The sequence below is a fragment of the Clostridium sp. genome (assembly GCF_047777555.1).
Taxonomy (GTDB): domain Bacteria; phylum Bacillota; class Clostridia; order Clostridiales; family Clostridiaceae; genus Clostridium_H.
The window spans coordinates 546,541-573,147 of sequence record NZ_JBKEEV010000001.1 but is presented as its reverse complement, the minus strand read 5'-3'; the positions used below and the strand labels follow the sequence as shown (position 1 = coordinate 573,147).

Annotated in this window: 25 protein-coding genes and 1 other annotated feature; of the genes, 19 read left to right on the top strand and 6 right to left on the bottom strand. The window is 30.2% G+C overall.

Annotation, left to right across the window (positions count from 1 at the left end; genetic code table 11):
- Positions 1-11: 11 nt before the first annotated feature.
- The gene (locus ACFWTK_RS02855; RefSeq protein WP_415874621.1) at positions 12-2,459 is read left to right on the top strand and encodes a heavy metal translocating P-type ATPase; all 2,448 of its coding nucleotides are present in this window, start codon (positions 12-14) and stop codon (positions 2,457-2,459) included.
- A gap of 49 nt (positions 2,460-2,508) precedes the next feature.
- Entirely contained in the window at positions 2,509-2,721 is a 213-nt protein-coding gene (locus tag ACFWTK_RS02850) for a CopZ family metallochaperone (protein ID WP_415874620.1), read from the top strand.
- 38 nt (positions 2,722-2,759) lie between these two features.
- Here ACFWTK_RS02850 and ACFWTK_RS02845 read toward each other — a convergent pair whose 3' ends face one another.
- The gene (locus ACFWTK_RS02845) at positions 2,760-3,341 is read right to left on the bottom strand and encodes a flavin reductase family protein (protein ID WP_415874619.1); all 582 of its coding nucleotides are present in this window, start codon (positions 3,339-3,341) and stop codon (positions 2,760-2,762) included.
- 304 nt (positions 3,342-3,645) lie between these two features.
- On the opposite strand from ACFWTK_RS02845, the gene ACFWTK_RS02840 reads away from it, so the two are divergent.
- Positions 3,646-3,783: a hypothetical protein gene (locus ACFWTK_RS02840; RefSeq protein WP_415874618.1), complete on the top strand. Its 138-nt coding sequence runs from the start codon at positions 3,646-3,648 to the stop codon at positions 3,781-3,783.
- Here ACFWTK_RS02840 and ACFWTK_RS02835 read toward each other — a convergent pair.
- Complete coding sequence (locus tag ACFWTK_RS02835) at positions 3,775-4,593, bottom strand: TIM barrel protein (protein WP_415874617.1); 819 nt, start codon at positions 4,591-4,593, stop codon at positions 3,775-3,777. The two genes, ACFWTK_RS02840 and ACFWTK_RS02835, sit on opposite strands and share 9 nt — an antisense overlap.
- 72 nt (positions 4,594-4,665) lie before the next feature.
- On the opposite strand from ACFWTK_RS02835, the gene recJ reads away from it, so the two are divergent.
- Positions 4,666-6,438, top strand: coding sequence for a single-stranded-DNA-specific exonuclease RecJ (recJ, locus tag ACFWTK_RS02830; protein WP_415874684.1), 1,773 nt, complete (start codon positions 4,666-4,668; stop codon positions 6,436-6,438).
- Positions 6,439-6,570: 132 nt separating this feature from the next.
- Positions 6,571-8,181 carry a PAS domain-containing sensor histidine kinase gene (locus ACFWTK_RS02825; protein ID WP_415874616.1) on the top strand — a complete coding sequence of 537 codons (1,611 nt, stop codon included), beginning with the start codon at positions 6,571-6,573 and terminating at the stop codon, positions 8,179-8,181.
- Between the two features lie 60 nt (positions 8,182-8,241).
- Here ACFWTK_RS02825 and ACFWTK_RS02820 read toward each other — a convergent pair whose 3' ends face one another.
- Positions 8,242-8,439, bottom strand: a complete 198-nt coding sequence (locus tag ACFWTK_RS02820; protein ID WP_415874615.1) for an alpha/beta-type small acid-soluble spore protein — start codon at positions 8,437-8,439, stop codon at positions 8,242-8,244.
- A 274-nt stretch (positions 8,440-8,713) separates the two neighbouring features.
- On the opposite strand from ACFWTK_RS02820, the gene ACFWTK_RS02815 reads away from it, so the two are divergent.
- Positions 8,714-9,784 carry an undecaprenyldiphospho-muramoylpentapeptide beta-N-acetylglucosaminyltransferase gene (locus tag ACFWTK_RS02815; RefSeq protein WP_415874614.1) on the top strand — a complete coding sequence of 357 codons (1,071 nt, stop codon included), beginning with the start codon at positions 8,714-8,716 and terminating at the stop codon, positions 9,782-9,784.
- A gap of 83 nt (positions 9,785-9,867) precedes the next feature.
- Here the strand turns inward: ACFWTK_RS02815 and ACFWTK_RS02810 are convergent, their stop codons facing one another.
- On the bottom strand, positions 9,868-10,470 hold the full coding sequence (locus ACFWTK_RS02810) for a DUF1836 domain-containing protein (protein ID WP_415874613.1): 603 nt from the start codon (positions 10,468-10,470) through the stop codon (positions 9,868-9,870).
- Between the two features lie 317 nt (positions 10,471-10,787).
- Here ACFWTK_RS02810 and trhA point away from each other — a divergent pair, with 317 nt between their 5' ends.
- Positions 10,788-11,438: a PAQR family membrane homeostasis protein TrhA gene (trhA, locus tag ACFWTK_RS02805; protein ID WP_415874612.1), complete on the top strand. Its 651-nt coding sequence runs from the start codon at positions 10,788-10,790 to the stop codon at positions 11,436-11,438.
- 87 nt (positions 11,439-11,525) lie between these two features.
- Entirely contained in the window at positions 11,526-11,873 is a 348-nt protein-coding gene (locus ACFWTK_RS02800) for a thioredoxin family protein (protein ID WP_415874611.1), read from the top strand.
- A 56-nt stretch (positions 11,874-11,929) separates the two neighbouring features.
- Here the strand turns inward: ACFWTK_RS02800 and truA are convergent, their stop codons facing one another.
- Positions 11,930-12,667 carry a tRNA pseudouridine(38-40) synthase TruA gene (gene truA, locus ACFWTK_RS02795; RefSeq protein WP_415874610.1) on the bottom strand — a complete coding sequence of 246 codons (738 nt, stop codon included), beginning with the start codon at positions 12,665-12,667 and terminating at the stop codon, positions 11,930-11,932.
- A 188-nt stretch (positions 12,668-12,855) separates the two neighbouring features.
- Between truA and ACFWTK_RS02790 the strand changes: the two genes are divergently transcribed.
- Positions 12,856-15,015, top strand: a complete 2,160-nt coding sequence (locus ACFWTK_RS02790) for a type IA DNA topoisomerase (RefSeq protein WP_415874609.1) — start codon at positions 12,856-12,858, stop codon at positions 15,013-15,015.
- 57 nt (positions 15,016-15,072) lie between these two features.
- On the opposite strand, the gene ACFWTK_RS02785 is transcribed toward ACFWTK_RS02790, so the two are convergent.
- Entirely contained in the window at positions 15,073-16,167 is a 1,095-nt protein-coding gene (locus ACFWTK_RS02785; protein ID WP_415874608.1) for an NAD(P)H-dependent flavin oxidoreductase, read from the bottom strand.
- A gap of 199 nt (positions 16,168-16,366) precedes the next feature.
- Between ACFWTK_RS02785 and ACFWTK_RS02780 the strand changes: the two genes are divergently transcribed.
- From ACFWTK_RS02780 to ruvX, 10 genes are all read left to right on the top strand, one after another.
- Entirely contained in the window at positions 16,367-17,611 is a 1,245-nt protein-coding gene (locus tag ACFWTK_RS02780) for an EAL domain-containing protein (protein ID WP_415874607.1), read from the top strand.
- 117 nt (positions 17,612-17,728) lie between these two features.
- The gene (locus ACFWTK_RS02775; protein ID WP_415874606.1) at positions 17,729-18,991 is read left to right on the top strand and encodes a replication-associated recombination protein A; all 1,263 of its coding nucleotides are present in this window, start codon (positions 17,729-17,731) and stop codon (positions 18,989-18,991) included.
- An 84-nt stretch (positions 18,992-19,075) separates the two neighbouring features.
- A complete protein-coding gene (locus ACFWTK_RS02770; RefSeq protein ID WP_415874605.1) occupies positions 19,076-19,513 on the top strand; it encodes an RrF2 family transcriptional regulator in 438 nt (145 codons plus the stop codon).
- Positions 19,506-20,696, top strand: a complete 1,191-nt coding sequence (gene nifS, locus ACFWTK_RS02765) for a cysteine desulfurase NifS (RefSeq protein WP_415874604.1) — start codon at positions 19,506-19,508, stop codon at positions 20,694-20,696. Before ACFWTK_RS02770 ends, nifS begins: the two co-directional genes overlap by 8 nt.
- Position 20,697: 1 nt before the next feature.
- Entirely contained in the window at positions 20,698-21,126 is a 429-nt protein-coding gene (gene nifU / locus ACFWTK_RS02760) for a Fe-S cluster assembly scaffold protein NifU (protein WP_415874603.1), read from the top strand.
- A 139-nt stretch (positions 21,127-21,265) separates the two neighbouring features.
- Entirely contained in the window at positions 21,266-21,763 is a 498-nt protein-coding gene (locus tag ACFWTK_RS02755; protein ID WP_415874602.1) for a PRC-barrel domain-containing protein, read from the top strand.
- Complete coding sequence (locus tag ACFWTK_RS02750) at positions 21,756-22,784, top strand: AI-2E family transporter (protein WP_415874601.1); 1,029 nt, start codon at positions 21,756-21,758, stop codon at positions 22,782-22,784. The genes ACFWTK_RS02755 and ACFWTK_RS02750 overlap by 8 nt, the downstream gene beginning before the upstream one ends.
- Before the next feature lie 85 nt (positions 22,785-22,869).
- Positions 22,870-23,059 (top strand) — a binding site (T-box leader).
- Positions 23,060-23,127: 68 nt separating this feature from the next.
- Positions 23,128-25,767: an alanine--tRNA ligase gene (gene alaS / locus ACFWTK_RS02745; protein ID WP_415874600.1), complete on the top strand. Its 2,640-nt coding sequence runs from the start codon at positions 23,128-23,130 to the stop codon at positions 25,765-25,767.
- An 88-nt stretch (positions 25,768-25,855) separates the two neighbouring features.
- Complete coding sequence (locus tag ACFWTK_RS02740; RefSeq protein ID WP_415874599.1) at positions 25,856-26,110, top strand: IreB family regulatory phosphoprotein; 255 nt, start codon at positions 25,856-25,858, stop codon at positions 26,108-26,110.
- Positions 26,111-26,171: 61 nt separating this feature from the next.
- Positions 26,172-26,579, top strand: a complete 408-nt coding sequence (ruvX, locus tag ACFWTK_RS02735) for a Holliday junction resolvase RuvX (protein WP_415874598.1) — start codon at positions 26,172-26,174, stop codon at positions 26,577-26,579.
- Positions 26,580-26,607 lie beyond the last annotated feature (28 nt).

Genomic DNA, 26,607 nt, shown 5'->3' with positions numbered 1-26,607 from the left:
AGGTGGTTTTAATGGAAAAAACTCTTAATATAAAGGGAATGACCTGTGCAGCTTGTGCTAGGGCTGTTGAGAGAGCATCTAAAAAGACAGAGGGAGTAAGTGAAGCAAATGTAAATCTTGCAACAGAAAAACTTCTTGTAAAGTATGACGAGACATCTACATCTTTAGAAAATATAATAAATGCTATTGAAAAAGCAGGATATTCAGCAGAAGAAGAAAAAGAACTTAAAGAAGTAAATATAGGTATTGGGGGGATGACCTGTTCAGCCTGTGCAAAAGCAGTAGAGAGAGCTACTAAAAAGTTGGATGGAGTAGAGAAATCAGAAGTAAATTTTGCTTCAGAAAAGCTTTATATTCAATACGATCCATCTAAGATTAGGCTTTCTAAGATAAAAGAAGCTATAACAAAGGCAGGGTATAAGGCTTTAGAAGAAGAAACCTCAATAGATTCAGATAGAGAGAGAAAAGAAAAAGAAATAAAAGAAATTTGGACTAACTTCATAGTGTCTGCTGTATTTACTGTACCACTTTTAACTATAACTATGGGCCATATGGCAGGTATGCATCTTCCAATGATTATAGATCCTATGCATAATCCTTTAAACTTTGCTTTGATTCAGATTGTTTTAGTTATTCCATCATTGATTGCTGGAAGAAGATTTTATAGGGTAGGATTTAAAACATTATTCAAAGGAAGCCCTAATATGGATTCTTTAATAGCTATAGGAACTAGTGCAGCAGTGCTATATGGAATATTTGCAACCTATCAAATAAGTAAAGGATATGAACAATATTCTATGGACTTATATTATGAATCTGCGGCTACTATAATAACATTAATACTCATGGGAAAATATTTAGAAGCTAAAACAAAGGGTAAAACTTCAGATACAATTAAAAAACTTATGGGGCTTGCTCCTAAAAATGCTTTAATAATTCAAGATGGAAAAGAAGTTGAAATACCTATAGAAGAAGTAGAAGTAGGGGATATAATAATAGTTAAGCCAGGTGAAAGAATACCGGTGGATGGAGTCATAATAGAAGGTACTTCCACGGTAGACGAATCTATGCTTACAGGTGAGAGCATTCCTGTGGATAAGAATGTAAATGATCAGGTATTTGGAGCTACTATAAATAAAAATGGTCTTATTAAATTTAAGGCAAACAAAGTAGGAAAGGATACAGTTCTTTCTCAAATAATAAAAATGGTTGAAAATGCTCAAGGATCTAAGGCACCTATAGCAAGACTTGCAGATGTTATATCTGGGTATTTTGTACCAGTTGTAATAGTACTCGCTATAACATCAGGTTTGAGCTGGTATATTGCAGGTAGAGGAACAATTTTTTCTCTTACAATATTTATATCTGTTCTCGTAATAGCCTGCCCTTGTGCCTTAGGCTTAGCAACACCAACAGCTATTATGGTTGGTTCTGGTAAAGGAGCAGAAAATGGAGTTCTTATAAAGGGTGGAGAAGCTTTAGAAACAGCTCATAAGATAAAAACAGTGGTTTTCGATAAAACTGGTACCATAACAGAAGGAAGACCTCAGGTTACTGATATAATTTCATTAAATGGTTTAAAGGAAGATTACTTACTTCAAATTGCAGCTTCTGCAGAAAAAGGTTCAGAACATCCATTAGGAGAGTCCATAGTAAGATATGCAGAGGAAAAAAATCTAAGAGCTTTAAATACAACTTCTTTTAAGGCTATACCCGGTAAAGGAATAGAAGTAGATGTAGATAATAAAAAAGTTTTAATAGGAAATAAGAAGTTAATGGTAGAGAGAAATATGTACTTAAAAGAACTAGAAAAACCTTCAATAGAGTTAGCAAATGAAGGAAAAACTCTAATGTATGTAAGCATTGAAGGACAATTACACGGCTTGATTGCAGTAGCTGATGTGCTAAAAGAAAATAGCACAAGGGCTATTAAAAAACTTCATGAAATGGGAATTAGAACTGTAATGATTACAGGGGATAATAAAAGAACAGCAGAGGCTATTGCTAAAAAGGCTGGTATAGATGAGGTTTTAGCAGAAGTTATGCCAGAAGATAAGGCTGAAAATGTAAAGAGGATTCAAGAAAATGGAGATATAGTTGCTATGGTAGGAGATGGGATAAATGATGCTCCAGCTCTTGTTCAAGCTGATGTAGGAATTGCTATAGGTTCTGGTACAGATGTAGCTATAGAATCTGCAGATATAGTCCTTATGAAAAATGATATTCTAGATGTGGTAACTGCAATTCAGTTAAGCAAAGCGACTATAAGAAATATTAAACAAAATCTTTTCTGGGCATTTGGGTATAATACTCTTGGAATACCTATAGCTGCAGGAATCCTAGTACTCTTTGGAGGACCAAGATTAAATCCTATGATAGCAGCTGGGGCTATGAGTTTAAGTTCAGTATCTGTTCTTACAAATGCTTTAAGGTTGAAAGGATTTAAGCCTAATGTATAAAAAGTTAAAAATATTTAAATAGATATACAATATAAGGAGGAGTTTAATTATGAAAAAAAGATTAAATATTGACGGAATGTCTTGCAATCATTGCGTTATGCATGTAAAAAATGCTCTTATGGAAGTTGAAGGAGTAAAGAATGTTGAAGTTAATTTAGATAAAAAATTTGCTGTAGTTGAGGGTGAAAGTTTAGAAGATTCAAAGATGATATCAGCTGTAGAAGATGCAGGCTATGATGTACTAAGCATTGAAGAAGCTTAAATTTAAAAAATGAGAACAGGAGATATTACTCACTGTTCTCATTTTCCTTTTTTCTTTTTCTTTCTCACTGAATATCCAAAGCTGCCTAAGGCATTTTTAGAAAGAGCAAAATATTCTCCGTGAGAATAGCAAATAAGTTCGGCCTTATCAAAATGAATTTTATCTTTTTCGTCTATCAAATCTTCTTCAACATGGACAGATAAAACTTCAGCCAAAAATAAATCATGGGAGCCTAAAGGAATGACACTTTTTAGTTTGCATTCAAGACAAATGGGACACTCATCTATGTAGGGAACAGAAATATTTTCACTCTCTCTTAACGTAAAATTAAGTTTTTTTACTTTATCTAAATTTCTTCCAGACCTAACTCCACAAAAATCTACTGCTTTAACCAGACTTTTAGAAGGAAGATTAACTACAAATTCAGAGGTTTCTTTTATATATTCATAAGATAATCTTTCAGGTCTTATGGCAACACTTATCATTGAAGGTTTAGTACAAGCAGTTCCTATCCATCCTACGGTGAATACGTTAACCTTTCCTTCTTTGCTTTTAGAAGTGATAAGTACGGATGGGACTGGATTCAGCATAGCACTGCCTTTAAAAGTTTTTTTAGTCATTGTATCTCTCCTTATATATGCTATAATTAGTTAGTATAATTGAGATAATTATACCAGCTAAAGGTTAAAGTACGCAATATTGTACATTTATTATACATAATTTTTACTCAATTCCCTCCATACCACTATATAAAAAAGTATTATTTGATACTATAATTAATTTATAAATTAGTCATTAATGGAGGATGGGGGGAGAAAGTAGCCATGGAAAACAAAGAATTAGAATTACTAGAGAAGATCTTGAGAGAAATTCAAGATATAAAAGTAATAGTACAAGAAAACTTAGAAGATAATAAAATAGAAGTTGAAGAATAATAGGTTTTCACCAGTACATACATTAAAAAGGCAAGTTATAAAAGAACTTGCCTTTTTAATGCCTATAGACGATCAAAACATAGAAGTAGCAGGAAGTAAGAATCCTGCTGCTCCTATGTTAAAGTGATTCATAGTACTTTTTAAGAAGTAACGCATCTTTTTCTAATATAGGACTTTCACATATGATACAACCTTTAACATCGAATTTGCGAAAAGCTTTAAGACAATCTTTATAGTTGAAATCACTTTCCTCAAAAGGGAGATGTTTTTTTTCACCTTTAGCTCCATAATTGATTCCAGATATATGTATATGCATATCTTTTAGGCTTTTTTCTCCTAGTTCATTTCCAACATAGTATAAGATTTTAGCAAAATTATCATAGCTTTTTAATGAACCGTTATACCTAGCATGGAGATGAGAAAAGTCTATACACAACTTACAGGTTGGTACAGATTTGCAAAGTGCTACATTTTCTTCTAGGGAACCAAATTGTGTCCCTTTTCCTGTAGTTTCAAGCCTATAGTCTACGCCTAAGTCTGGCAATCTTAGAAGATTTTCTTTTATAGTGTTAAGGGTCTCCTCCTTGCTATCTTTAAGGTAAAATCCGGGATGGAAAATTAAACTTTTCCCTTCTACTTTTTTTAATCCTTCAGCTCCCTTTATTATTCTTTCAATAGACTTATCTATTTTTTCTTCTTCATCTGCATTTAAGTTAATAAAGTAAGAGCCATGAGCAGAAAGATAAAAATTATTCTTTACCTTAGCATCTAGAACTTGATTCTTATTTTTGTCAGTAATATTAACAGAACGAACAAAGGGAAGTTCCATTGCGTCCAAGCCTAGTTCTTTTAAATATTCAATTCCAGATTTGTAAGTGAATTTTTTTGTACCATCACCATTAGGAAGACCTGATATTCCAAATAATAAAGCATCCATTATAAGCACCTCCAAAGAAGATTATACCACAAAATCCATGGAAGTTATGATATAATAACTTGTGAGAAGGTGATGAAGGTGAAAGCAGAATGGAGACTTAGAGTAACAAAATGTGATGTAAATAAGCTAGCTAAGGAAGCTGGTGTAAGCAATATAGTTGCCAAAATACTAGCAGGTAGAAAAATTCAAGGTGCTGAAGAAGTAAAAAAGTTTATGAGTGCATCTTTAGATGATTTACATAATCCATTTCTTATGAAGGACATGGATCTAGGTACAGATATAATATTAGATGCTATAGATGAAGGTAAGAAAATTATTATTTATGGAGATTATGACGCGGATGGAGTCACAAGCACAACCATTCTTTATAAGGGACTTTTAAAACTAAATGCTAATGTAGAGTATTATATTCCAGATAGGGAAGCTGAAGGCTACGGAATGTCCAAAGGTAGAATTAAAATACTTAAAGAAGAAGGAGCAGAGGTTATATTAACTTGTGATAATGGAATTAGTGCTGTAGAAGAGGTTAAACTTGGAAAGGAGCTAGGAATGCAGGTAGTAGTTACAGACCATCACGAGTTACCTTTTGTAGAGACAGAAGAGGGAAGAGAGTATATTATGCCTGAGGCAGATGCTATTATAAATCCTAAAAGATACGATTGCTCTTATCCTTTTAAATTTTTATGTGGTGCAGGTATAGCCTTTAAGTTTATACAAGCCTTATATTTAAAATTAGGCTTAGAGGAGAAAGAAGCTTATAAGTTTATAGAGATAGCTGGGATAGGAACTATATGCGATGTAGTGGATTTAATAGGAGAAAATAGAATCATAGCAAAAAAATCTTTAGAAATGATAAAAAGTACTGAAAACCTAGGGTTGAAAGCACTTATGGAGGTTTTGGGTATAAAGAATAAGGAAATTAAATCTTATAATATAGGTTTTATGATTGGTCCATGTATTAATGCTACAGGAAGATTGGATACAGCTGCTCTATCTGTAGAATTGTTTACTACAAATGACATAGATAGAGCAAAAGAGCTTGCTAATACTTTATACGAATTGAATAAGACAAGACAAGATATGACAATGAAAAATGTAGATGATATTATACAGATTATACAAAATTCTGATTTGAAAAATGATAAGGTATTAGTCATATATAAAGAAGACATTCACGAGAGTATTGCAGGAATTGTTGCAGGAAAGATAAAAGAAAAATTTAATTTACCAACTATAATATTAACAAAAGGAAAAGAAATGCCCAAGGGCTCTGGACGTTCAATAGAGGAGTACAATTTATTTGAGGAACTTGTAAAATGTAAGGATTTAATGGATAAGTTTGGAGGACACCCTATGGCTGCTGGACTATCTATTAAGGAAGAAAATATACCTACACTTAGAAAAAGACTAAATGAAAACTGTAAGCTTACTAAGGAAGATATAACACCTAAAATTAAAATAGACAAAAGAATTCCATTAGGATTTGTTAATGAGGAATTGATCAATAGCTTGGAGGATTTGGAGCCATTTGGGAAGGGAAATTCTGCACCTTTATTTGCTGAAAAAGGGATACTTATTTCTGAAATAAAATTTTTAGGGAAAGATCAAAATACACTAAAATTAAGCTGCTTGGTTAACAATAAGGAAAAAATTGATGCTGTAGCTTTTAATAGAGCAAATGAATTTAAGGAAATGATAAAACAAAAATATGGTGATAAATTTGAAAAAATAATAAGCAATCCATCAGGATTAAAATTAGATATAATTTTTTATCCTATCATAAATGAATTTAATGGATATAGAAACAGGCAGCTTAGAATAAAAGATTTTAGACTTTCAATATAAAGTAAAGCTCTTCGTTTAAAATTTCACGAAGAGTTTTTATTTGCATTAAAAATTTATGGAAAAAGAAGGAAAAAGATTTATCATGTAGAATATATTCATATGTAGCATATTATCTTTGGAGGTAAGTTGAATATGTATGAAGTATATAACGAGCTACCTTTTGGTGTAATAATTTTCAATGGGCTGGACTTCTCTATTCAATATACAAACTCTGCATTTTTAAAAATATTTAGATTTCAAGATGAAGAGCTTGAAAAAAGTATGGAAAAGGCTGCAGTTTTTAATAAAATAAAAGATACTTTAAAAGGATGTTTTGAGAATAAAGTTAGTAAAAAATTAAGAAGGGTAAATATAATTCCTGGTAAATACTTAGATTTTTTTATAAGCGCAAAAGAGGATACTTTGGAAATATATATATATGATGTTACAGATTATATTAATGAAGAAAATAAAATAAAAGCAGAAAGAGATAAGTTTCTGAATATTTGGTCTGAAGCTAAAACTAAGTGTGATATTTTAGAAAGATTAAGAGTTAAAGAAAAAGAATATATACTACATTTAAAAAATGTAGTTCATAATATGTCAGAAGGATTAATAGTTTTTGATAGTTATGGAAATTTGGATTTCTATAATAAATCAGTTGTTGAGCTGAGCAACCTGACTCTAAATCAAATAGAAAATGTCCAAGATTTTTTTAAATATATAGATGAAAACAACTTTCAAGATACCAAAAAAAGTTTGCAAGAATTATATAATACACATTTCTTTAATTTAAATCCTATACATAATTTTATAATAAAGTTAAGAGATAAATTGAAAAATGATTTTAAGTATGTAGAATTAAATTGTAACTTAGTGGTAGATGAAAATAAGAGAATCATAAATACAATAGTAACTATGAAAGATGTAACAGAATTAAAAAATAATGAAGTAAAGTTAGAATTACAAACAAAAGAACTAGAAAGGATGGCTCAAAGCAAAGATGAATTTTTTAATATGATTTCTCATGAACTAAGAACACCTCTTACTATAATTCAAGGTTCTGTTCAATTAGCTAATGACATTTATAGAAAAGAGATTAGTTCAAATATAGAGAAAATACTATCTAAAGTTAATCAAAATTGTAGAATATTATTAAAGCTTATAAATAATATATTAGATGTTTCTAAAGCAGAAGCTGGATTTTTGAATGTAGAAAATTCCTTTTTTGATGTGGTTTCTGTAACTGAAAACATAGTAGATTCAGCAAATTTTTACGCTAAAAGCAAAGGAGTAAATTTAATTTTTGATACTACAGAAGAGGAAGCTGTAGTAAATTTAGATAAGGATAAATACGAAAAAATTATACTAAATCTATTGTCTAATGCTATCAAGTTTACTCCTGAAGGTAAAAGTGTAATGATTACTACTATTATTGAGGAAAATTATATAAAGGTTAAGGTCAAAGATGAAGGAATAGGGATTCCAAAAGAAAAATTACAAAATATATTTGATAGATTTGTACAAGTATCAAATTCTCTTTCAAATAATTCTCAAGGCACAGGACTTGGATTGTCTCTTGTAAAAAAGTTTGTTGAACTTATGAAAGGAGATATAAACGTAAAAAGCAAATTAGGTGAAGGAACCGAATTTACTGTTATATTTAATATTAAGCATGGAAATTGGGAAAATGAGATATGCTCTTACAGGCAAGAATCTAATATAATTAATAAGGTTGATTTGGAATTTTCAGATATTAACTAAAGAGGATAGGCAGATTTTCTACCTATCCTTAAGTGTAATATATTATATTTTTTTATTTAATTATTGTAAATTGTTTCTTTCATATTGTTCTATCATAGTTTTAACCATTTGTCCGCCAATTGAACCTGCCTGTCTTGCAGTTAAGTCTCCATTATAACCATTCTTTAAAGGAACTCCTACTGCATTAGCAGCTTCCATTTTAAATCTATTTAGCCCTTCTCTAGCTTCAGGCACTAGAGCTCTATTACTTCTTGCCATCGTAAATTCCTCCTTTTTTATATGGCTTATTTGTGTTACACTAGTATCTTAACCTTTTTTAAGAATAATATATTAGTAGGTTATAGGTACAAGTTCAAGTTTGTACTTATACTAGAAAAATGGAGATGTGCTGTAATTTTTTGTTGACAACCTATGATCTATAATAGAAAATTAATAAGGAAAGTTTTAAAATCAAAAATTATATTATTTAAAATATATTTATTTTGGGATATAATTTTTTATGGTTTTTAGTAATGAGTTAGGAGATGATTTCTTGAAAAAATATAAGATTATTATGACTGGAGGAGGTTCTGCTGGTCACGTTACTCCTAATCTGGCGCTTATACCTAAGCTTTTAGAATTGGGATATGAAATCCAATATATAGGAACGGAGAAGGGAATAGAAAGAAAAATTATACAGGAAGAAGGATTGAAATACCATATAATTTCAAGTGGAAAGTTAAGAAGATATGTAGATCTAAAAAATCTTTCAGATCCATTTAAGGTATTGAAGGGCGTTTTTCAAGCTTTTAATATAATAAGACATGAAAAGCCTAATGTAGTATTTTCAAAAGGAGGATTTGTATCTGTTCCAGTGGTAATTGGAGCCTATTTGAATAGAGTACCAGTAATTATCCACGAATCAGATATTACACCAGGACTTGCAAATAAAATATCGGTTCCTTTTTCTACAAAGGTTTGTGTAACTTTTCCTGAATCAATAAAACATATTAAAGGGAATAAAGGAGTTGTTACAGGTACCCCTATAAGGGAAGAGATTCTTAAGGGAAGTAAACTAAAGGGACGACAAATATGTAGTTTTGATGATGAAAAACCTATTCTTATGGTAATAGGAGGCAGTCTTGGTTCTAAAGTCATTAATGATGCTGTGAGAGAAAAGATTGATGTATTTTTAAAGCAATACAATATAATTCATATATGTGGAAAAGGTAACTTAGATGAGAGCCTTTATTCTAAAAAAGGTTACAAACAGTTTGAGTATGTGAGTGAGGAACTACCTCACCTAATGGCTGCAGCTGACATGTTTATATCAAGAGCAGGTGCTAATGTAATTTTTGAATTGTTAGCACTTAAAAAGCCTAATCTGCTTATACCGTTATCTGCAAAGGCTAGCAGAGGAGATCAGATATTAAATGCTAAATCTTTTGAGAAAAGTGGATATAGTATGGTACTTGAAGAGGAAAATCTCACAGGAGATTCTCTCATAGAAAGCATAGATAAACTGTTTAAAGAAAAAGATGTATATATTAAGAATATGAATAAAAGTTCTGCAAAAAATGGGGTAGATGAAATAATAAATTTGATAAGACAATATACAATTTAACAAATTATAAATCTTTATAAGAAAAAGCTAAAAGTAAGATTTCACTTTTCTTACTTTTAGCTTTTTTGTGTTTATAATATAACCTATTTAAAGTCAGAGTTTGCAAAAAAATCATCAATAATCTTTTCAGCTAAGCGTTTTAAAATATTTGCCTCATTTATTAAGGCCAATACTGTAATAAGCATTTGTTCGGATTTTATATTCGATGGATTTAATTCTTGAGTATTATTATGGATAACATCCATTTTTTCGGATATACTTTCATATATTTTATCAGTTTGGTCTTTTTTTATATTTAAGAAAGATTGGTATATTTTTTGAATTTCTAAATATGCATCTTCATCAGATTTTAAAGTTTCAATTACATCTTTAAATAACAAATAGATATCGTTAATAGAAAGATTTTGCTTTAAATAATATATAAGAATAAGCAGAATAATATGGGTTTTAGTATATTTCTTTTTATTAGGAGGTATTAGTATTTTTGCTTTGGTATAATTATTTATCATTGTTTTTGTAAGTATTTTATCATCATCATTTCTCTTTAAATGAGATAACTTGTCATTGAAAAGGGTTATAACTTGATCCATATATAGATCTAAATCAGGAATATCTGAAAGATTTATATCTTCATATAAAAATAATTTTTCTAATAGTGAGCTCATTTCTTTTTTATCTAATTCCATTTTAAGCACTCCTAACCATATAATTAATTAAATTTTAACATAAGTATACTATTGTTTCAACACAAAGTATTTAAGACTACATATGAAAGCATTAGTCATATGAAAGAATAAATAGATAATACAAGTAAAATTAACGTTAATCCACAAAGTTCTAGTAATATGATAAAAATTTAGTGAAAATAACTAGATATAAAAGTTATAATTTATAAGATATTGTGGTAAAATAACAATACAAGATGATTTAGTATTAAAAACTACGTTATACATTTTCTTTTACAACAAGTTGGATATACATATTATGAAGTGGAGTGGTAAGAATGATTAATAAATTTAGAGAACCAGTTAGTGGATTAACACATCTATTTGGAGCCATAGCATCCATTTTTGGAATGATTTTGCTTATAAAATATGAAGCTACAATTCCAAGTGCTACACCTCTGGCTTTTGTGGCAGTAACCATGTTTGGATTGAGTTTAATACTTCTTTATACAGCTAGTACAATATATCATTTAATAAAGTCTTCTGATAAAGTTATCAAGACATTAAGAAAACTTGACCATTCTATGATTTACATTTTAATAGCCGGAACCTATACTCCTATATGCTTAATATCTTTACAAGGATATTTAAGATGGGGAATGTTCATAGGCATATGGAGTTTTGCATTGCTAGGAGTTGCATTTAAAATGATATGGTTTAATGCTCCAAGATGGCTATCAACGATGTTTTATGTATTATTAGGCTGGCTTGCAGTATTTATTGTTTCACCTCTTTCTAAAGCTATGGCAGTACAAGGACTTGTATATCTCTTTTTAGGAGGAATATTTTATACTATAGGTGCATTAATATATGCTACAAAGCGTCCTAAATTTAGATCAAAAATTTTCGGCTTTCATGAAATATTTCATTTGTTCGTTTTAGCAGGAAGCTTCTGTCATTATTTCATGGTGTTTAGGTATGTTTTATAGGAATGGCAGTTTTTTTACTGCCATTTTTTTATATTGCAATATTATTTTAAGATATAATAAAAAAATAGAATTAAGGAAGTGAATTATATGGATAAATTAAATTCTATAGAAGAAGCTAGAAGTTTTATAAAGGAGAATTCATTAGCTTTATTATATATTTCAACGGGAAATTGTTCAGTATGTCATGCGTTATTGCCTAAATTGGAAGAAATGCTATTCAGATATCCTAATATAATTTCCAGAAGAATAGACATAGATGAGATTACAGAGGCTTCTGGCGAATTTTCTGTGTTTACAGTACCAGCAATAATTTTTTATATTGGAAGCAAAGAAGTTCTTAGAAAAGCTAGATTTATAAGTATAGGTGAACTTGAAAGCAGCATAAAAAGATATTATTATATGCTAAATGAAGGTGCACCTAGGCCAAGTGACTAAACTTAGCACATTGGCGCCTTCACTTCTAAACTTAAGAAAAATGCTGCGCATTTTTCTTAATAAATGACTTCACTCAAAAACAATCCGTGAGCAGGGGCGGTAGGAGGAGCAATGGAGCGATCTTTTTGTTCCATTATATTCTTTATATCCTCTGGAGTTATTTTGTCTAATCCTGCATCAACTAGTGTTCCTGTCAATATCCTTACCATTTTATATAAAAATCCATTTCCTCTGAATACTATATCTATATCAGCATTATTTTTTATTATATCAATGGAATAAATTTCTCTAATAGTAGACTTCTTTTTAGATTTTAGGGCAGTAAAGCTCTTAAAGTCATGTCTACCTATAAAAACAAGAGCTGCTTCCCTCATTTTTTCAATATTCAATTCTTCTTTAACATGATATGAATATTTTCTTTTAAAAACATCATGAGTGCTGTCATTATATATTTTATAAGTGTATATTTTTTCAAGAGCATTATATCTAGCATGAAATCTGTCGTTAACATCCTCTGCATTCTTTATAACTATATCTAAAGGAAGAAACTTGTAGCAATCCTCTAGAAGCTTTTCATTAGATATATTGCTATTTGTTTTGAAGTTCGCTATTTGATTATAGGCATGAACTCCTGCGTCAGTTCTTCCAGAACCTATAAGTTCTATATTTTCTCCAGTAATTTTAGTTAATACTTTTTCTATCTTCCCTTGAATAGTATTGTTTTCATTTCCAAGTTTTTGCCATCCCTTATATTTAGTTCCATCATATTGTATAGTTAATTTTATGTTTCTCATAGTCCTCTCCCTAAAATAATGTATTTGTATTTGATTATTTTAATTTATAACATAGGAATAATCAAATTTATTATAAGCAAATTTCACAAAAACTTCTAATGAATAGATTGGATAACTTGATAAAATTAATTTAATCTTCTATAATTAGTACTTATCGAATCAATGTAAAGATATTGGGAGTTGATGTTTTGAAAAAAGTTATAATCGCTGAAAAGCCTTCTGTTGCTAAAAATATTGCAGATGCTTTAAATATAAAAACGAGAAAAGATGGATATTTTGAAGGAAGTGATTATTTAATAACCTGGGCTTTTGGACATTTATTGCAATTATTTGATGCAAAAGACTATGATGAAAGTATGAAAAGTTGGAGACTTGATAAATTTCCATTTATACCACAGGAATTTAAATATAAGATAAAACAAGATATCAGAAATAAGAATGTTTCAGATAAAGGGGCAGAAAAACAGATTAATACAATCAAGAGCTTAATAGATAGGGAAGATGTAGATGGAATCATTTCTGCAACAGACTATGATCGAGAGGGGCAAGTAATTTCTGATGAATTATTTTTATATTTTCAAGAAAAAAAGCCTATATATAGATTGTTGTTAAATGAATGGACTCCAGAAGAAGTTAAAAAGGGAATGGAACAATTAAAACTTAATGAAGAAATGAAACCCCTTCAAGATGCTGGAATGGGAAGACAGTTGGCAGATTGGATTATAGGAATTAACTTAACTTCTGTAACTACACTAAAATATAAGCTAAATGAAGATAAAATACTTAATATAGGAAGGGTATTACTTCCAACCCTTAAAATAATATATGATAGAGATAAAGAGATAGAAAATTTTAAGGCTACAACTTATTATAAATTAGCAGCAAGTTTTAAAACTAAAAATAATGATGAATTTCAAGGAATATATTATGAAAATTATTCAGAGAAATTTGAAGATAGAGACTATCTTAATAGAATCAGCAAAATATTAGAGGAAAAAGTAGGTGAAATAGTATCAAAGGAAACAGAAAAAAAGAAGGAATATCCACCTCTATTGTTTAACTTGTCAAACCTTCAGGGATATATTACTAGTAAATATAAAGGATGGACTTCAGATAAAGTACTAAAAGTTGCACAATCTTTATATGAAAAAAAGTTTATAACTTATCCTAGAACAGGAAGTGTCGCTTTAGAGGAAAGCTTAGAAGAAAGAGCGAAAAGAGTATTAGAGGTTTTGAAGAAAGGACTACCCTATGAAAATAATATTAAATTTATAAAAAGCAAAAGAGTATTTGATAATTCTAAAGTAGAAAGCCATAGTGCTATAATACCTACATATATAAGACCAACAGGATTAAGTAAAGATGAACATATAGTATATGAAGCAGTAAAAAATAGATTTATAATGCAGTTTATGCCTGTTGCAGAGTTTGAAGAAACAAAGATCACCACTAAGGTTTTCAATGAAGAAGTGAAAGGCGTTTTTGTATCTAAAGGAAAGGTTCAAATAATTGAAGGATGGCGAGCTGTAGAAAATATAGATACCAAGGATACTATACTTCCTATGGTTAATGAAAAAGACATGGTTGATATAATAGGCAATAAAGTAAATTCAGTAACCAGAAAACCTCCAAAACATCATACAGAAAAAACTTTATTAAGAGTGATGGAGACTTGTGGAAAAAGTTTCAAGGATGAAGAAGATTCGGAGGATATGATGGCATCTATATTAAGTGGATTTAGCATAGGTACTCCAGCAACGAGAGCAGAAACCATTAAAAAATTGAAGGATATAGGATATATACAAGCTAAAGGGAAAAGCCTTACTTGCACAGAACTGGGGAAAACTATTGTTGAAATATTTCCTGTGAAGGACCTTTTGGACTTAGAGTATACTGGCAGACTAGAGAAAACTCTATCAGATATAGAAAAAGGAAAAATTAAAAAAAAAGATTTCTTAAAATTGATTAAAGATTTCACAATAAGTGCAGTAGAGGCTATAAAAAATGATACATCCGCCATCAATAATTTTAAAGTACAGCTTCCAAAAGGTGTGGAAAGTTTAGGAAGTTGTCCTAATTGTGGAAATCCAGTAATAGAAAGTACAAAAGCTTTTGGCTGTAGTAACTGGAAGAATGGTTGTAAGTTTGTTGTATGGAAGAATGATAAGTATATAGAATCTTTTGGGAAAAAGGTCACTAAGGAAATGGTTAAAATTCTGCTTAAGAATGGAAAAGTAGGATTTAGAAATCTTAAGAGTAAAAAAGGAAATGTTTTTTCAGCATATTTTAGATATGAGAAAGAAGAGAAGACAGGATATTATAAATGGAAGATAGAGTTTATACAATAGCTGCCATATAATTTTAATAAAGACAATTAGTATATAAAAAGCACCAAGCTGTTAAAATTAACAGCTTGGTGCTTTTTTATCAAGAAGTTTATTAGCCTCTTCAACTAGTTCACAAATCAATTCTTTGACGGTACATATTTTATTTATTTTATAAGCATTTGAACCTGAAAAAAACAATCCGTTTTCAATATCTCCTTTTACAGCATTTATTAATGCTTTAGATATACAGTAAGGAGTTTCTTTAGGATTGCAAGGCTTTAAGCAATTGTAACATCTAGTTACTGGAATAGAAGAATCTTTTACAAATTGTGCAAATTTATTGTTTATTGCCCTTCCAGGCATACCTACTGGACTTTTAATTAAAACAATATCATCTTTTGATGCAGAAATATAGACTTTTTTAAAATTAATGTGAGCATCACACTCTTCTGTAGCTACAAATCTTGTTGCCATTTGAACACCTTCAGCGCCTAGCTTTATCATGTTTGCAATATCTTTTCCATCAAAAATTCCACCAGCAGCAACTACAGGAATATGCTTACCATACTCTTTTTCTAAGTTCTTAGTTACTTTTAATACATCTTTTGTTATGGAGGAAATATCTAAATGTTTATCAAAAGTTAATTCTTCTTTTGAAAAGCCGAGATGACCTCCAGCATTAGGACCTTCAACAATTATTAAATCTGGTACATAATTAAATTTTCTAATCCAAAGTTTTGAAATAACTAGGGCTGCCCTTCCAGAGGATACAATAGGTGCGATTTTTGTTTTAGAGCCTTTTATAAGTTTAGGTAGAGTTGAAGGAAGACCAGCCCCACATATGATTAAGTCTATATTTTCTTCTACTGCCGTTTTCACTAAATCTTCATAATCACTTGCGGCTACCATAATATTTACTCCTAAAATTCCATGAGGACTTAATTCTCTAGCTCTTTTAATTTCACTTTTCAAAGCTCTTATATTAGCTTGTTTTGGATTTATTTCAAAATCATCTTCTTTAAAACCTATTTGAACCGCTGATATAATGCCTATTCCACCAGTATTTGCTACAGCAGAAGCTAAACTTGAACCAGATACTCCAATACCCATGCCACCTTGAATAATTGGAATTCTTGCTATCAATTCACCTAACTTTAAGGGTGGTAAACTCATAATATCGACTCCTTTAAAAGATCTAAATACTTTGACTAACAAAATATTTGATAATCAAAGTATATTCTATATAGTTTTATATGTCAATAAAAATGCCTTGTATATAAAATAATTGTTTAAATATTATATATCTATAGAATAAATTTGATATAATATATTAGATTAATATATTCCATGAAACATATTATGTTAAAAGGATGTGTTTGTATTGATAAAAGAACAAATTGATATAAAGGATATAATTAAAAATAAGAAGCTAGAGATTAAATTTGAACCTGTGGTATCTGTTATTAAACAGTCAATTATAGGATTTCAAGTTTCAAGCAATGGTTGTACTATAGATGGAAAACAAATTTCTATGCAAAAATTATTAGAACTTGCAGAAAGTGAAGATATGAAGATTAATTTAGATAGGCTTTATAGAGAAAAAGCTGTTGAAAGTTTTTCGAAGATATACTATGAAAATAGAGAGATGTTATTATTCTTAAATATAAGTGCCTCAATAATAACAAGATTTATTGGTTCAGGGATAATAATGGAGCTTATTAATTCATTTGAAGTAAATCCACAAAATGTAGTTTTAGAGATAGTTGAAGATAGGATAGAAGACGTTGAAAGCATAAAAAAATTTATAAATTTTTACAGGAGCCATGGATTTATAGTTTCTTTAAGCGACATAGGTTATGGCCTAGCTAATTTAGACAAGATTTCTTATGTTGAACCTGATATTATAAAAATAAGCGGCGCCATAACAAATAACATAGATTTAGATTATTATAAGCAAGAAATATTCAAGGCTCTAGTAAACTTATCTAAAAATATTGGAGCATTGGTTATTGGAGATGGAATAAAAACAAAAGAGGAAGCCTTAACTGTAATGGAATTAGGAGCAGATATGATAGAAGGAAGATACTTTGGAATATCTACTACTATAGATGAAGAGCTTATATATAAAGTAAAAGAAAGATTAAAAAGTTTATCCATAGAATATAAAACCTATATGATAGATAAGACAAGTTTAGAGAAAAGAAAATACAGATTATATGAAAATATTATAAATGAGGTTTTGGGAGAACTATCCAACAGCAGTGAAAATGGATTCGATTCTGAGTTAGAAAAAGTTATAGATAGATGCGATGTATTTGAATGCATATACGTATTGAATGAGAACGGAATACAGGTTACAAACACTTTTACATACTGTAAAAATATGATTTTTCAGAAGGCATTGATATTTTATCCTGCTAAAAAAGGAACAGACCATTCTCTTAAGAAATACTACTATTTTCTTAGAAATATGGCATTAAATAAGTATGTTACAGAACCGTATGTTTCTTTAGCTACTGGGAACTTGTGTATAACAATATCTTCTGTTTTTAAAAATATAGATGGTAAGGAATATATACTATGTATAGATTTTAACCCAAAGTATATAGATTTATAGGAACTAATAATAAAATTCGTTTGTGTAAAGTATAGTTAATATCTATTAATACGGATTGTATTCCATACTAATTATACACTTATTATATAAATTTTATGCGAGAAGGTAGGAGTAAAGATGGACTTATTTGATCTTGCACTAAGTAAAAATAATACTGTTAAAAGGCCTTTAGCTGAGAAAATGAGACCTAGAAATTTAAATGAATTTTTTGGGCAGGATAGTATAGTTGGAAAAGGAAGGTTGTTAAGAAGGCTTATAGAAACTGATAACTTAACATCCATAATCTTATATGGGCCGCCGGGAGTTGGAAAAACTACATTAGCACATATTATATCTTTAGAGACTAAAAGCGAATTTGTAAAATTGAATGCTACATCTACAGGCGTTAAGGAAATAAGAGATTATATAAATAAAGCAGAAGAACTTTTGAAGTTGTATGGTAAAAGAACAATATTCTTTATTGATGAAATTCATGCACTTAAAAAAGGCTCTCAGCAGGATGCTCTTTTAGACGCGGTGGAAAAGGGAACTGTAATTTTAGTTGGTGCAACTACTGAAAATCCTTATTTTGAAATAAATAGGGCACTTTTAAGCAGATCAAAGATATTTCAATTGGAGTCTCTCAATAAAGAGCAGATTGTTAAAATATTAGAAAATGCTTTAAAAGATAGAGAGAGAGGATATGGAAGCTTAAACATAAAGATTGATAAAGGTGGTTTAGATCTTATAGCAGAACTATCTGGTGGAGATGCGAGGAATAGTCTTAATACGCTAGAACTTGCAGTATTATCTACAAATAAGAATAAAGACGGCATTATTTACATAGATAAGGAAACAATAAAAGAATGTATACAAAAACCTGTGGTTAATTATGACTCCAGTGGAGATAATCATTATGATATTATTTCTGCTTTTATAAAAAGTATTAGAGGATCTGATGCTGATGCTGCCCTATATTGGTTTGGGAGAATGATAGCAGGAGGAGAAGATCCTAGATTTATTGTTAGAAGATTAATAATCCATGCTTCAGAGGATATAGGAATGGCAGACCCTAGAGCTATGCTCATTGCTCATGCTGCATCAAATGCTCTTGAAACTGTTGGAATGCCAGAAGCCAGAATTCCAATAGCTCAGGCTATAATATATCTTGCTAAGGCACCAAAATCTAATTCTGTACTTTTAGCTGTAGATAAAGCAATATCAGATGCTGAAATTCATCAATATAGAGTTCCTTATCATCTTCGTGATACTCATTATAAAGGTGCAGAAGACTTGGGAAATACTGGATATAAGTATCCTCATGATTATCCTGGACATTATGTTGAACAAGAATATTTTCCAAGGGAAATGGGGAAAAAAACATATTATAAGGAAAAATGAAGAATCAATGTTGACAAATACACTCGGGTTTGATATTATATTTATGAAATAAAAGTAAAACACTCGGGATTAAGGAGTGATTAAATGAAGTTATCTACAAAAGGAAGATATGGGGTCAAAGCTATGGTTGATTTAGCAATACGATATGGCGGGAATCCTGTTTCTATAAAAAGTATAGCGGAGAGACAAAATCTATCAGAGTTTTACCTAGAACAACTTTTCGCGCCGCTTAGAAGAGCAAAACTTATAAAAAGTATAAGAGGGGCGCAAGGAGGATATATTTTAAGTAGACCTCCAAAAGATATTACTGTTGCAGATATAATAAATGTATTAGAAGGACCTATAGAAATATCATCTTGTCTAGATAAAGCTGAATGCGATAATATGGATATTTGTCCAACTAGGCTTTTGTGGGAAAAGATAAGAAAAAGTATAGACGATGTAACAAGCTCTATTACATTGCAGGATATGGCAGATGATTATAATAACATGATAACGAAAAGGAGTGAAAATCATGAATAACAAAATTTATATGGATTATTCAGCAACTACATATACAAAGCCTGAAGTTCTAGAGGAAATGCTTCCTTATTTTACTGCAAGCTTTGGCAACCCATCTTCTCTTTACACCCTTGCAGATAATAATAAAAAAGCAATCAGTATGGCAAGAGAAAGAGTAGCAAAAGCAATAAATGCTGATGCTAGCGAAATATACTTTACAAGTGGTGGTTCAGAAGCTGATAACTGGGCTATCAAAGGAATAGCTTTTGCTAAAAAGGATAAAGGAAATCACATAATTACTTCAGCTATAGAACATCATGCTATTATTAATACATGCAAGTTCTTAGAAAGAAATGGGTTTGAGGTAACTTATTTACCTGTAGATGAGTATGGATTTGTAAATCCTGAAGATGTTAGAGCAGCTATTACAGATAAAACTATACTAGTTTCTATAATGTTTGCTAATAATGAAATTGGTACAATACAACCTATAAAAGAAATAGGAGCTGTTTGTAAAGAAAAGAAAGTGTTATTCCATACAGATGCTGTTCAAGCAGTAGGTCATGTGTCTATAGATGTGAAGGAAATGAATATAGATTTGCTTTCTATGGCAGGTCATAAATTCCACGGGCCTAAAGGAGTGGGAGCTCTTTATATAAGACGCGGAGTTAGAATTGAGAACTTAATACACGGCGGCGGCCAAGAAAGAAGCAAGAGGGGAAGTACAGAAAATGTACCTGGAATAGTTGGTATGGGTAAAGCTATTGAACTTGCAATTTCAAATATGGATAAAGAAGGAAAAAGAATATCTGCTCTTAGAGATAAATTAATAAAAGAACTTACAGAAAAAATACCATATACAAAATTAAATGGACCAACTGGAGATAAGAGGCTTCCAAGTAATGTGAATATGAGTTTTATAGGTATAGAAGGAGAAACCTTATTATTAGATCTAGATGACAAAGGAATATGTGCTTCAACAGGAAGTGCGTGTGCATCAGGAGACTTAGAACCTTCTCATGTATTACTTGCTATAGGATTAGATCACGGTGTAGCACACGGTTCTTTAAGATTGTCTTTAGGCGAGAAAACAACTGAAGAAGAAGTAGAATATGTTATAAGAGAACTTCCTAAGGTAATAGAAAGAAGAAGAGAAATGTCTCCATATTGGGAAGAATTCTTAAAAAAGAAAGGAGAAAGATAATATGTATAGCGAAAAAGTAATGGATCATTTCAGAAATCCAAGAAATGTTGGAGAAATTGAAGACGCAAATGGTATTGGAGAAGTTGGAAATCCACAGTGTGGAGATATTATGAAGATATATTTAAAGATTGAAGATAATATAGTTAAAGATATAAAGTTTAAGACATTTGGGTGTGGTTCTGCTATAGCATCTTCAAGTATGGCAACAGAATTAGTAAAGGGAAAAACTGTTGAGGAAGCTTGGAATTTAACAAATAAGGCTGTAGCAGAGGCTTTAGATGGCCTTCCACCAATAAAAATGCATTGCTCAGTACTAGCTGAGGAAGCAATACACAAGGCTATAAATGATTATAGAATTAAACAAGGGCTTGAGCCTTGGGAAACTAAAAGCCATTCCGAACATATTCATGAACATGTTCATGGAAACTAAATAAAAGATGAAGATTAAAGTGCTGGATAACGTATATAAGTTATTCAGCACTTTTGAATATTTTTTGGATTATGTGGGAAAGATAGGCATGTATAAAGATTTAGTTTTAAGTGATATAAAATATGAAGGAGTTTTCTAAATGTATAGAAGTAAGGACTTTATTTTAATGGAAGTTGTTGACATAAACGGTAAAAAGGTTGGATTCATTAAGGATATATTAATTAATTTCAATAAAGGTTATATAACTGGATTTTCTATTTCATCTACAAGATTATTAAAAAAGAATTATATTGTTAAAAAAGAGAACATTATAAGCTTTAATAATAATATGGTAATTAGTAAAATTAGTGAGGAAGAAGAGCTAAAGCTTTCAGATTTTAAAGGTATGGATGTAGTAAATAATAAAGGTGACATAATTGGAATGGTAGAAGATATTATTTTTAATAATGAGGATTTTAAAATAAATGGTATTATAGTTTCAACTGGATTTATTAGAAATCTTATATATGGAAAGCAAATATACCTTATAAAAGAACTTATCCTTGGAAATAAAAATATATTATATTTTAAAGAAGGTAGTAATATGTTTTTTAGGACTGTACCTCATGAATTACTGGAAGTAGATAGTAATGAATAATATACTAAAAAATAAGTCATTAACGATAATACTATTTAGTTTAATAGCTATAATCTGTATTATTTTTATTTTAAGAATAGAGGCTATAAAGGAAATACTAGTTTTGATTGTGTTCTCGTTTATAATAGCATATACCTTGAAGCCTATGTATTCTCTATTAATAAAAAAAGGTATAAATTCTAAGGGAGCAGCTCTTATGCTAATAATAGGAGTCCTATTATGTGTTCTTCTAATTTTTATAGTTTTAATACCATCTATATTTAAAGAAGGTCTAAGTTTTGCAGAGAGTTTGGAGGAATTTGAAGAATATGTGGCAAGTTTTCAGATGAAATTAAGGCTATTAAGAAATAATAAGATAGTTTATGGAATTTTAAATACTGTATATACGAAATTAAATAAATATTTGATTAAAGTATTTGATAACATGATAGAATCTACGGCAAACTTAGGAGAAAATGCATTAGCATTTGTAGTAGTGCCAATAATAACGTACTATTTTCTTTGTGATAGTGAATATATAGAAAGCAAAGTATTGCTCTTATGCCCTATAAAAGCTAGAAATATAATTAAAAGAATAAATAAAGACATAGATAAGATTCTAGGAAGGTATATTATAGGGCAATTTATGCTGTGCCTTTTGGTGGGAATATTAACTTTCGTTGTGCTGCTTATATTAAAAGTCAGATTTCCTTTAATTCTTTCTATATTAAACGGAGCATTTAATATAATACCTTATTTTGGCCCAATTATTGGTATGATACCAGCTGTAATTGTTGCTCTTATAGAATCGCCTAAGTTGGGGTTATATACGCTACTTTGGCTATATCTTATTCAATTATTAGAGGGTAATATCATTTCGCCTAAGATAACAGGAGATAGTGTTAGTATGCATCCCTTAGGAGTAATAATAATACTTCTTCTAGGAGGTGAAATCGGAGGATTTTTAGGTATGATATTAGCTGTACCTATAGGAGTGATAATAAAAGTAATATATGAAGATTTAAATTATTATTTATTTTAACTACTCAATTCATGTTTTTGTACTGTATTGACATAAATAGCATTTTTTCATATAATCAAAATGTCTTTTATTAAAAATTTTATATTATAATGCGATGATTAGAAGGAGTAAAGACTGTAATATCATAAAGAGAGGAAGTGGTTGGTGAAAACTTCTTGATATAGGTATTGAAGCTGTCTAGGAGCTATAAATTTTAAGAGATATTTAATACATAGCAAAATATGACTATGTGTTTATATAAGTAGGGTGGTACCGCGGAAACTTTCGTCCCTTATGTTGGGATTGAAGGTTTTTTTGTTTAATATTCTACATAAATAACAAAAGTAAATGGAGGTAAATAAAAATGGAAAAAATGGGATTGAATGAAATCAGAGAATCGTATTTAAAATTTTTTGAAAGCAAAAGTCATCTAAGACTTCCAAGCTTTTCACTAGTGCCTAAAAATGATAAAAGTCTTTTGCTTATAAACGCAGGTATGGCTCCGTTGAAACCATATTTTACAGGTCTACAAACACCACCAAATAAAAGAGTTACTACTTGTCAAAAATGTGTAAGGACAGGGGATATTGAGAATGTAGGAAAAACATCTAGACATGCTACTTTCTTTGAAATGCTAGGAAACTTTTCATTTGGAGACTATTTTAAAAATGAAGTAATTCCATGGGCTTGGGAATATGTAACTGAAGTTTTACAAATACCTAAGGACAGACTTTATGTAACTATTTATTTAGAAGATGATGAGGCTTATGAAATATGGACATCTAAAACAGATGTTAATCCTAAACACATATTTAGATTAGGAAAAGAAGATAATTTTTGGGAGCATGGAGTAGGACCTTGTGGACCTTGTTCTGAAATACACTATTATAAAGATGCAGGAGAGATTGTGTCTGTAGAGGATTTTATAGAAAAATCTGATAATGATAGAGCAGTTGAATTTTGGAACTTAGTATTTACTCAATTTGATAAAGATGAAGATGGAAATTACAATAGATTGGCTTTCCCTAATATTGACACAGGTATGGGACTCGAAAGAATGGCTACTATTATGCAAGGAGTAGATACTATATTTGAAGTGGATACCATAAAAAGTATACTAGAAAAAGTCTCAGAACTATGTGGAATTAAGTATGGAGAAAATAAATCTAAAGATGTATCCTTAAGAATAATAACAGACCATGTAAGAAGTATAAGCTTTATGATAAGTGATGGAATACTACCTTCTAATGAAGGAAGAGGATATGTTTTAAGAAGATTATTAAGAAGGGCTGCAAGACACGGAAGGTTGCTTGGAATAGAAGATATATTCCTACATAAAATAGTAGATACAGTTGTTGAAAATTCAGGAGAAGCTTACCCAGAATTAAAAGAAAAAATCGACTATATTAAAAAGGTTATTTCTATTGAAGAAGAAAGATTTAGTGAAACTATAGATGCTGGAATGGAAATATTAAAAGAATATATAGAAGAAATTCATAAAAGCAATCAAAAAGTTTTAGCTGGAGATAAGGTATTTAAGTTATATGATACTTATGGTTTTCCAGTTGAACTTACTCAAGAGATATTAGAAGAAAAGGAAATAGCTATTGATATTGATGGATTTAATGAAGAAATGAAAATCCAAAGAGAAAGGGCTAGAGCTGCCAGAGAAGAAAGTACTTATATGGGAACAGACATAAAAATAATTGATACAATACCTTCTGAAATAGAAACAAGATTTAAAGGATATGATACTTTAGAATTAAAGTCAAATATAAAAGTTCTTATAAAAGATGATGCATTTGTGAATTCTATAGAAGAAGGAACAAAAGGAATAATAGTTACAGAAGAAACTCCTTTCTATGCAGAAATGGGAGGTCAAGCAGGAGATAAGGGTATAATTTTTACTGATAATTTTACTGCTAAAGTAGAAGATTGTAAAAAGAATATAGGAGGAAAAACAGTTCACTTTGTAGAAGTAGTTAAAGGCAGTGTGAATTTAAATACAGAAGTAACTTTAAAGGTTGATAAAGAGAGAAGACAAAAAATTGCTAATAATCATAGTGCTACTCATTTATTACATGCAGCATTGCGTAGGGTATTAGGAGATCATGTACATCAATCAGGTTCTCTTGTAGATGATGAAAGGCTAAGATTTGACTTTACACATTTTGCAGCTGTAACTGAAGAGGAATTAAAGAATATAGAGGATCTAGTAAATAAAGAAATCTTAGAATTGCATAATGTGAGCACAGAAGAGATGACTTTAGATGAGGCTAGAAATTCTGGTGCTATGGCTTTATTTGATGAAAAATATGGAGATAAGGTAAGAGTAGTTAGTGTTGGAGACTTTAGCATAGAACTATGTGGAGGAACTCATACTAGCAATGTAGGAAAAATAGGATTATTTAAGATAGTATCAGAAAGCGGTATAGCGGCTGGAATAAGAAGAATTGAAGCTGTAACAGGAGCTAAAGCTTTAGAATTGATAGAAAGCAAAATGAAATTGCTAAAGGAGATTTCTGAAGTACTAAAATGTTCAGAAAAAGACATAATAACAAAATTAAATCAGCAAGCTAACGAAATAAAAGAAAAGGATAAGGAAATAGCAGGGCTAAAATCAAAACTTGCTAGTGGAGCAGAGGATGAAATATTAAGCAATGTTAAGGAAATAAATGGAGTAAAGTATGCTGTTGGAGTTTTAAAAGATATTGATGGAGAAGCTCTTAGAAATCTTGGAGATAAGATAAAAAATAAAATGGGCAGTGGAGTAGTTGTTCTTGGAAGTACAAATAATAACAAGGTACAATTCTTAGCAATGGCTACTAAAGATACACTTTCTAAGGGAGTTCATTGTGGAAAAATAGTAAAAGAAATATCAGTAATAGCTGGCGGCGGCGGTGGTGGAAGACCTGATATGGCGCAAGCTGGAGGAAAGCTTCCTGAAAAAGTAGATGAAGCAATAAAAGAAGTAGATAAAGTTATGGAAAAATTAGTAAAATAGTATACTTTTTATTGATTTTGGGTTATAATAAATTTAAATAAGTTAATGTATTGGTGCGGCATGTCTTTAAAGAAGGGGTGAGACAAGTATGAGCATTAATGAAGATACTATGCAGTTTGATATACAAAAAAATAAGAAGGAACTCACTAGAAAAATATTAACTGAAGTTAATGATGCTTTAAAGGAAAAAGGATATAATCCTATTAACCAGTTGGTTGGATATTTAATTTCAGGAGATCCTACTTATATAACAAACTATAATGGTGCGAGAGCTTTGTTAAGAAAATTAGAAAGAGATGAAATTCTTGAAGAAGTTCTAAAAGCTTATTTGTCAATTAAATAAAGATGCCCTTATGGGCATCTTTATTTTAAGATTACACATAATAAATTTAAGGAGAATCTTTATGAGGATACTAGGATTAGACGTAGGAGATAGAACTATAGGAGTAGCAGTTAGCGATCCATTAGGCCTTACTGCGCAAGGAATTACGACCATCAACAGAAAGAAAGAAGATGATGATATAGCGGAGTTAAAGAAAATTTGTGCAGAATATAGTGTAGAAACTATAGTTTGTGGACTTCCTAAAAACATGAATGGTACGGTCGGAGAGCAAGGACAAAAAGTGTTAGAATTTTGTAATATTCTTAAAGACAAGGTAGAGATTCCAATTAAAATGTGGGATGAAAGACTTACAACAGCTGCTGCTGAGAGAGCTATGTTGGAAGCTAATTTATCTAGAGCGAAAAGAAAGAAAATAGTTGATAAAATGGCAGCGACATATATTTTGCAAGGATATTTAGATAGCATTTAACATGAACAGAATTATATATAAAAATTAT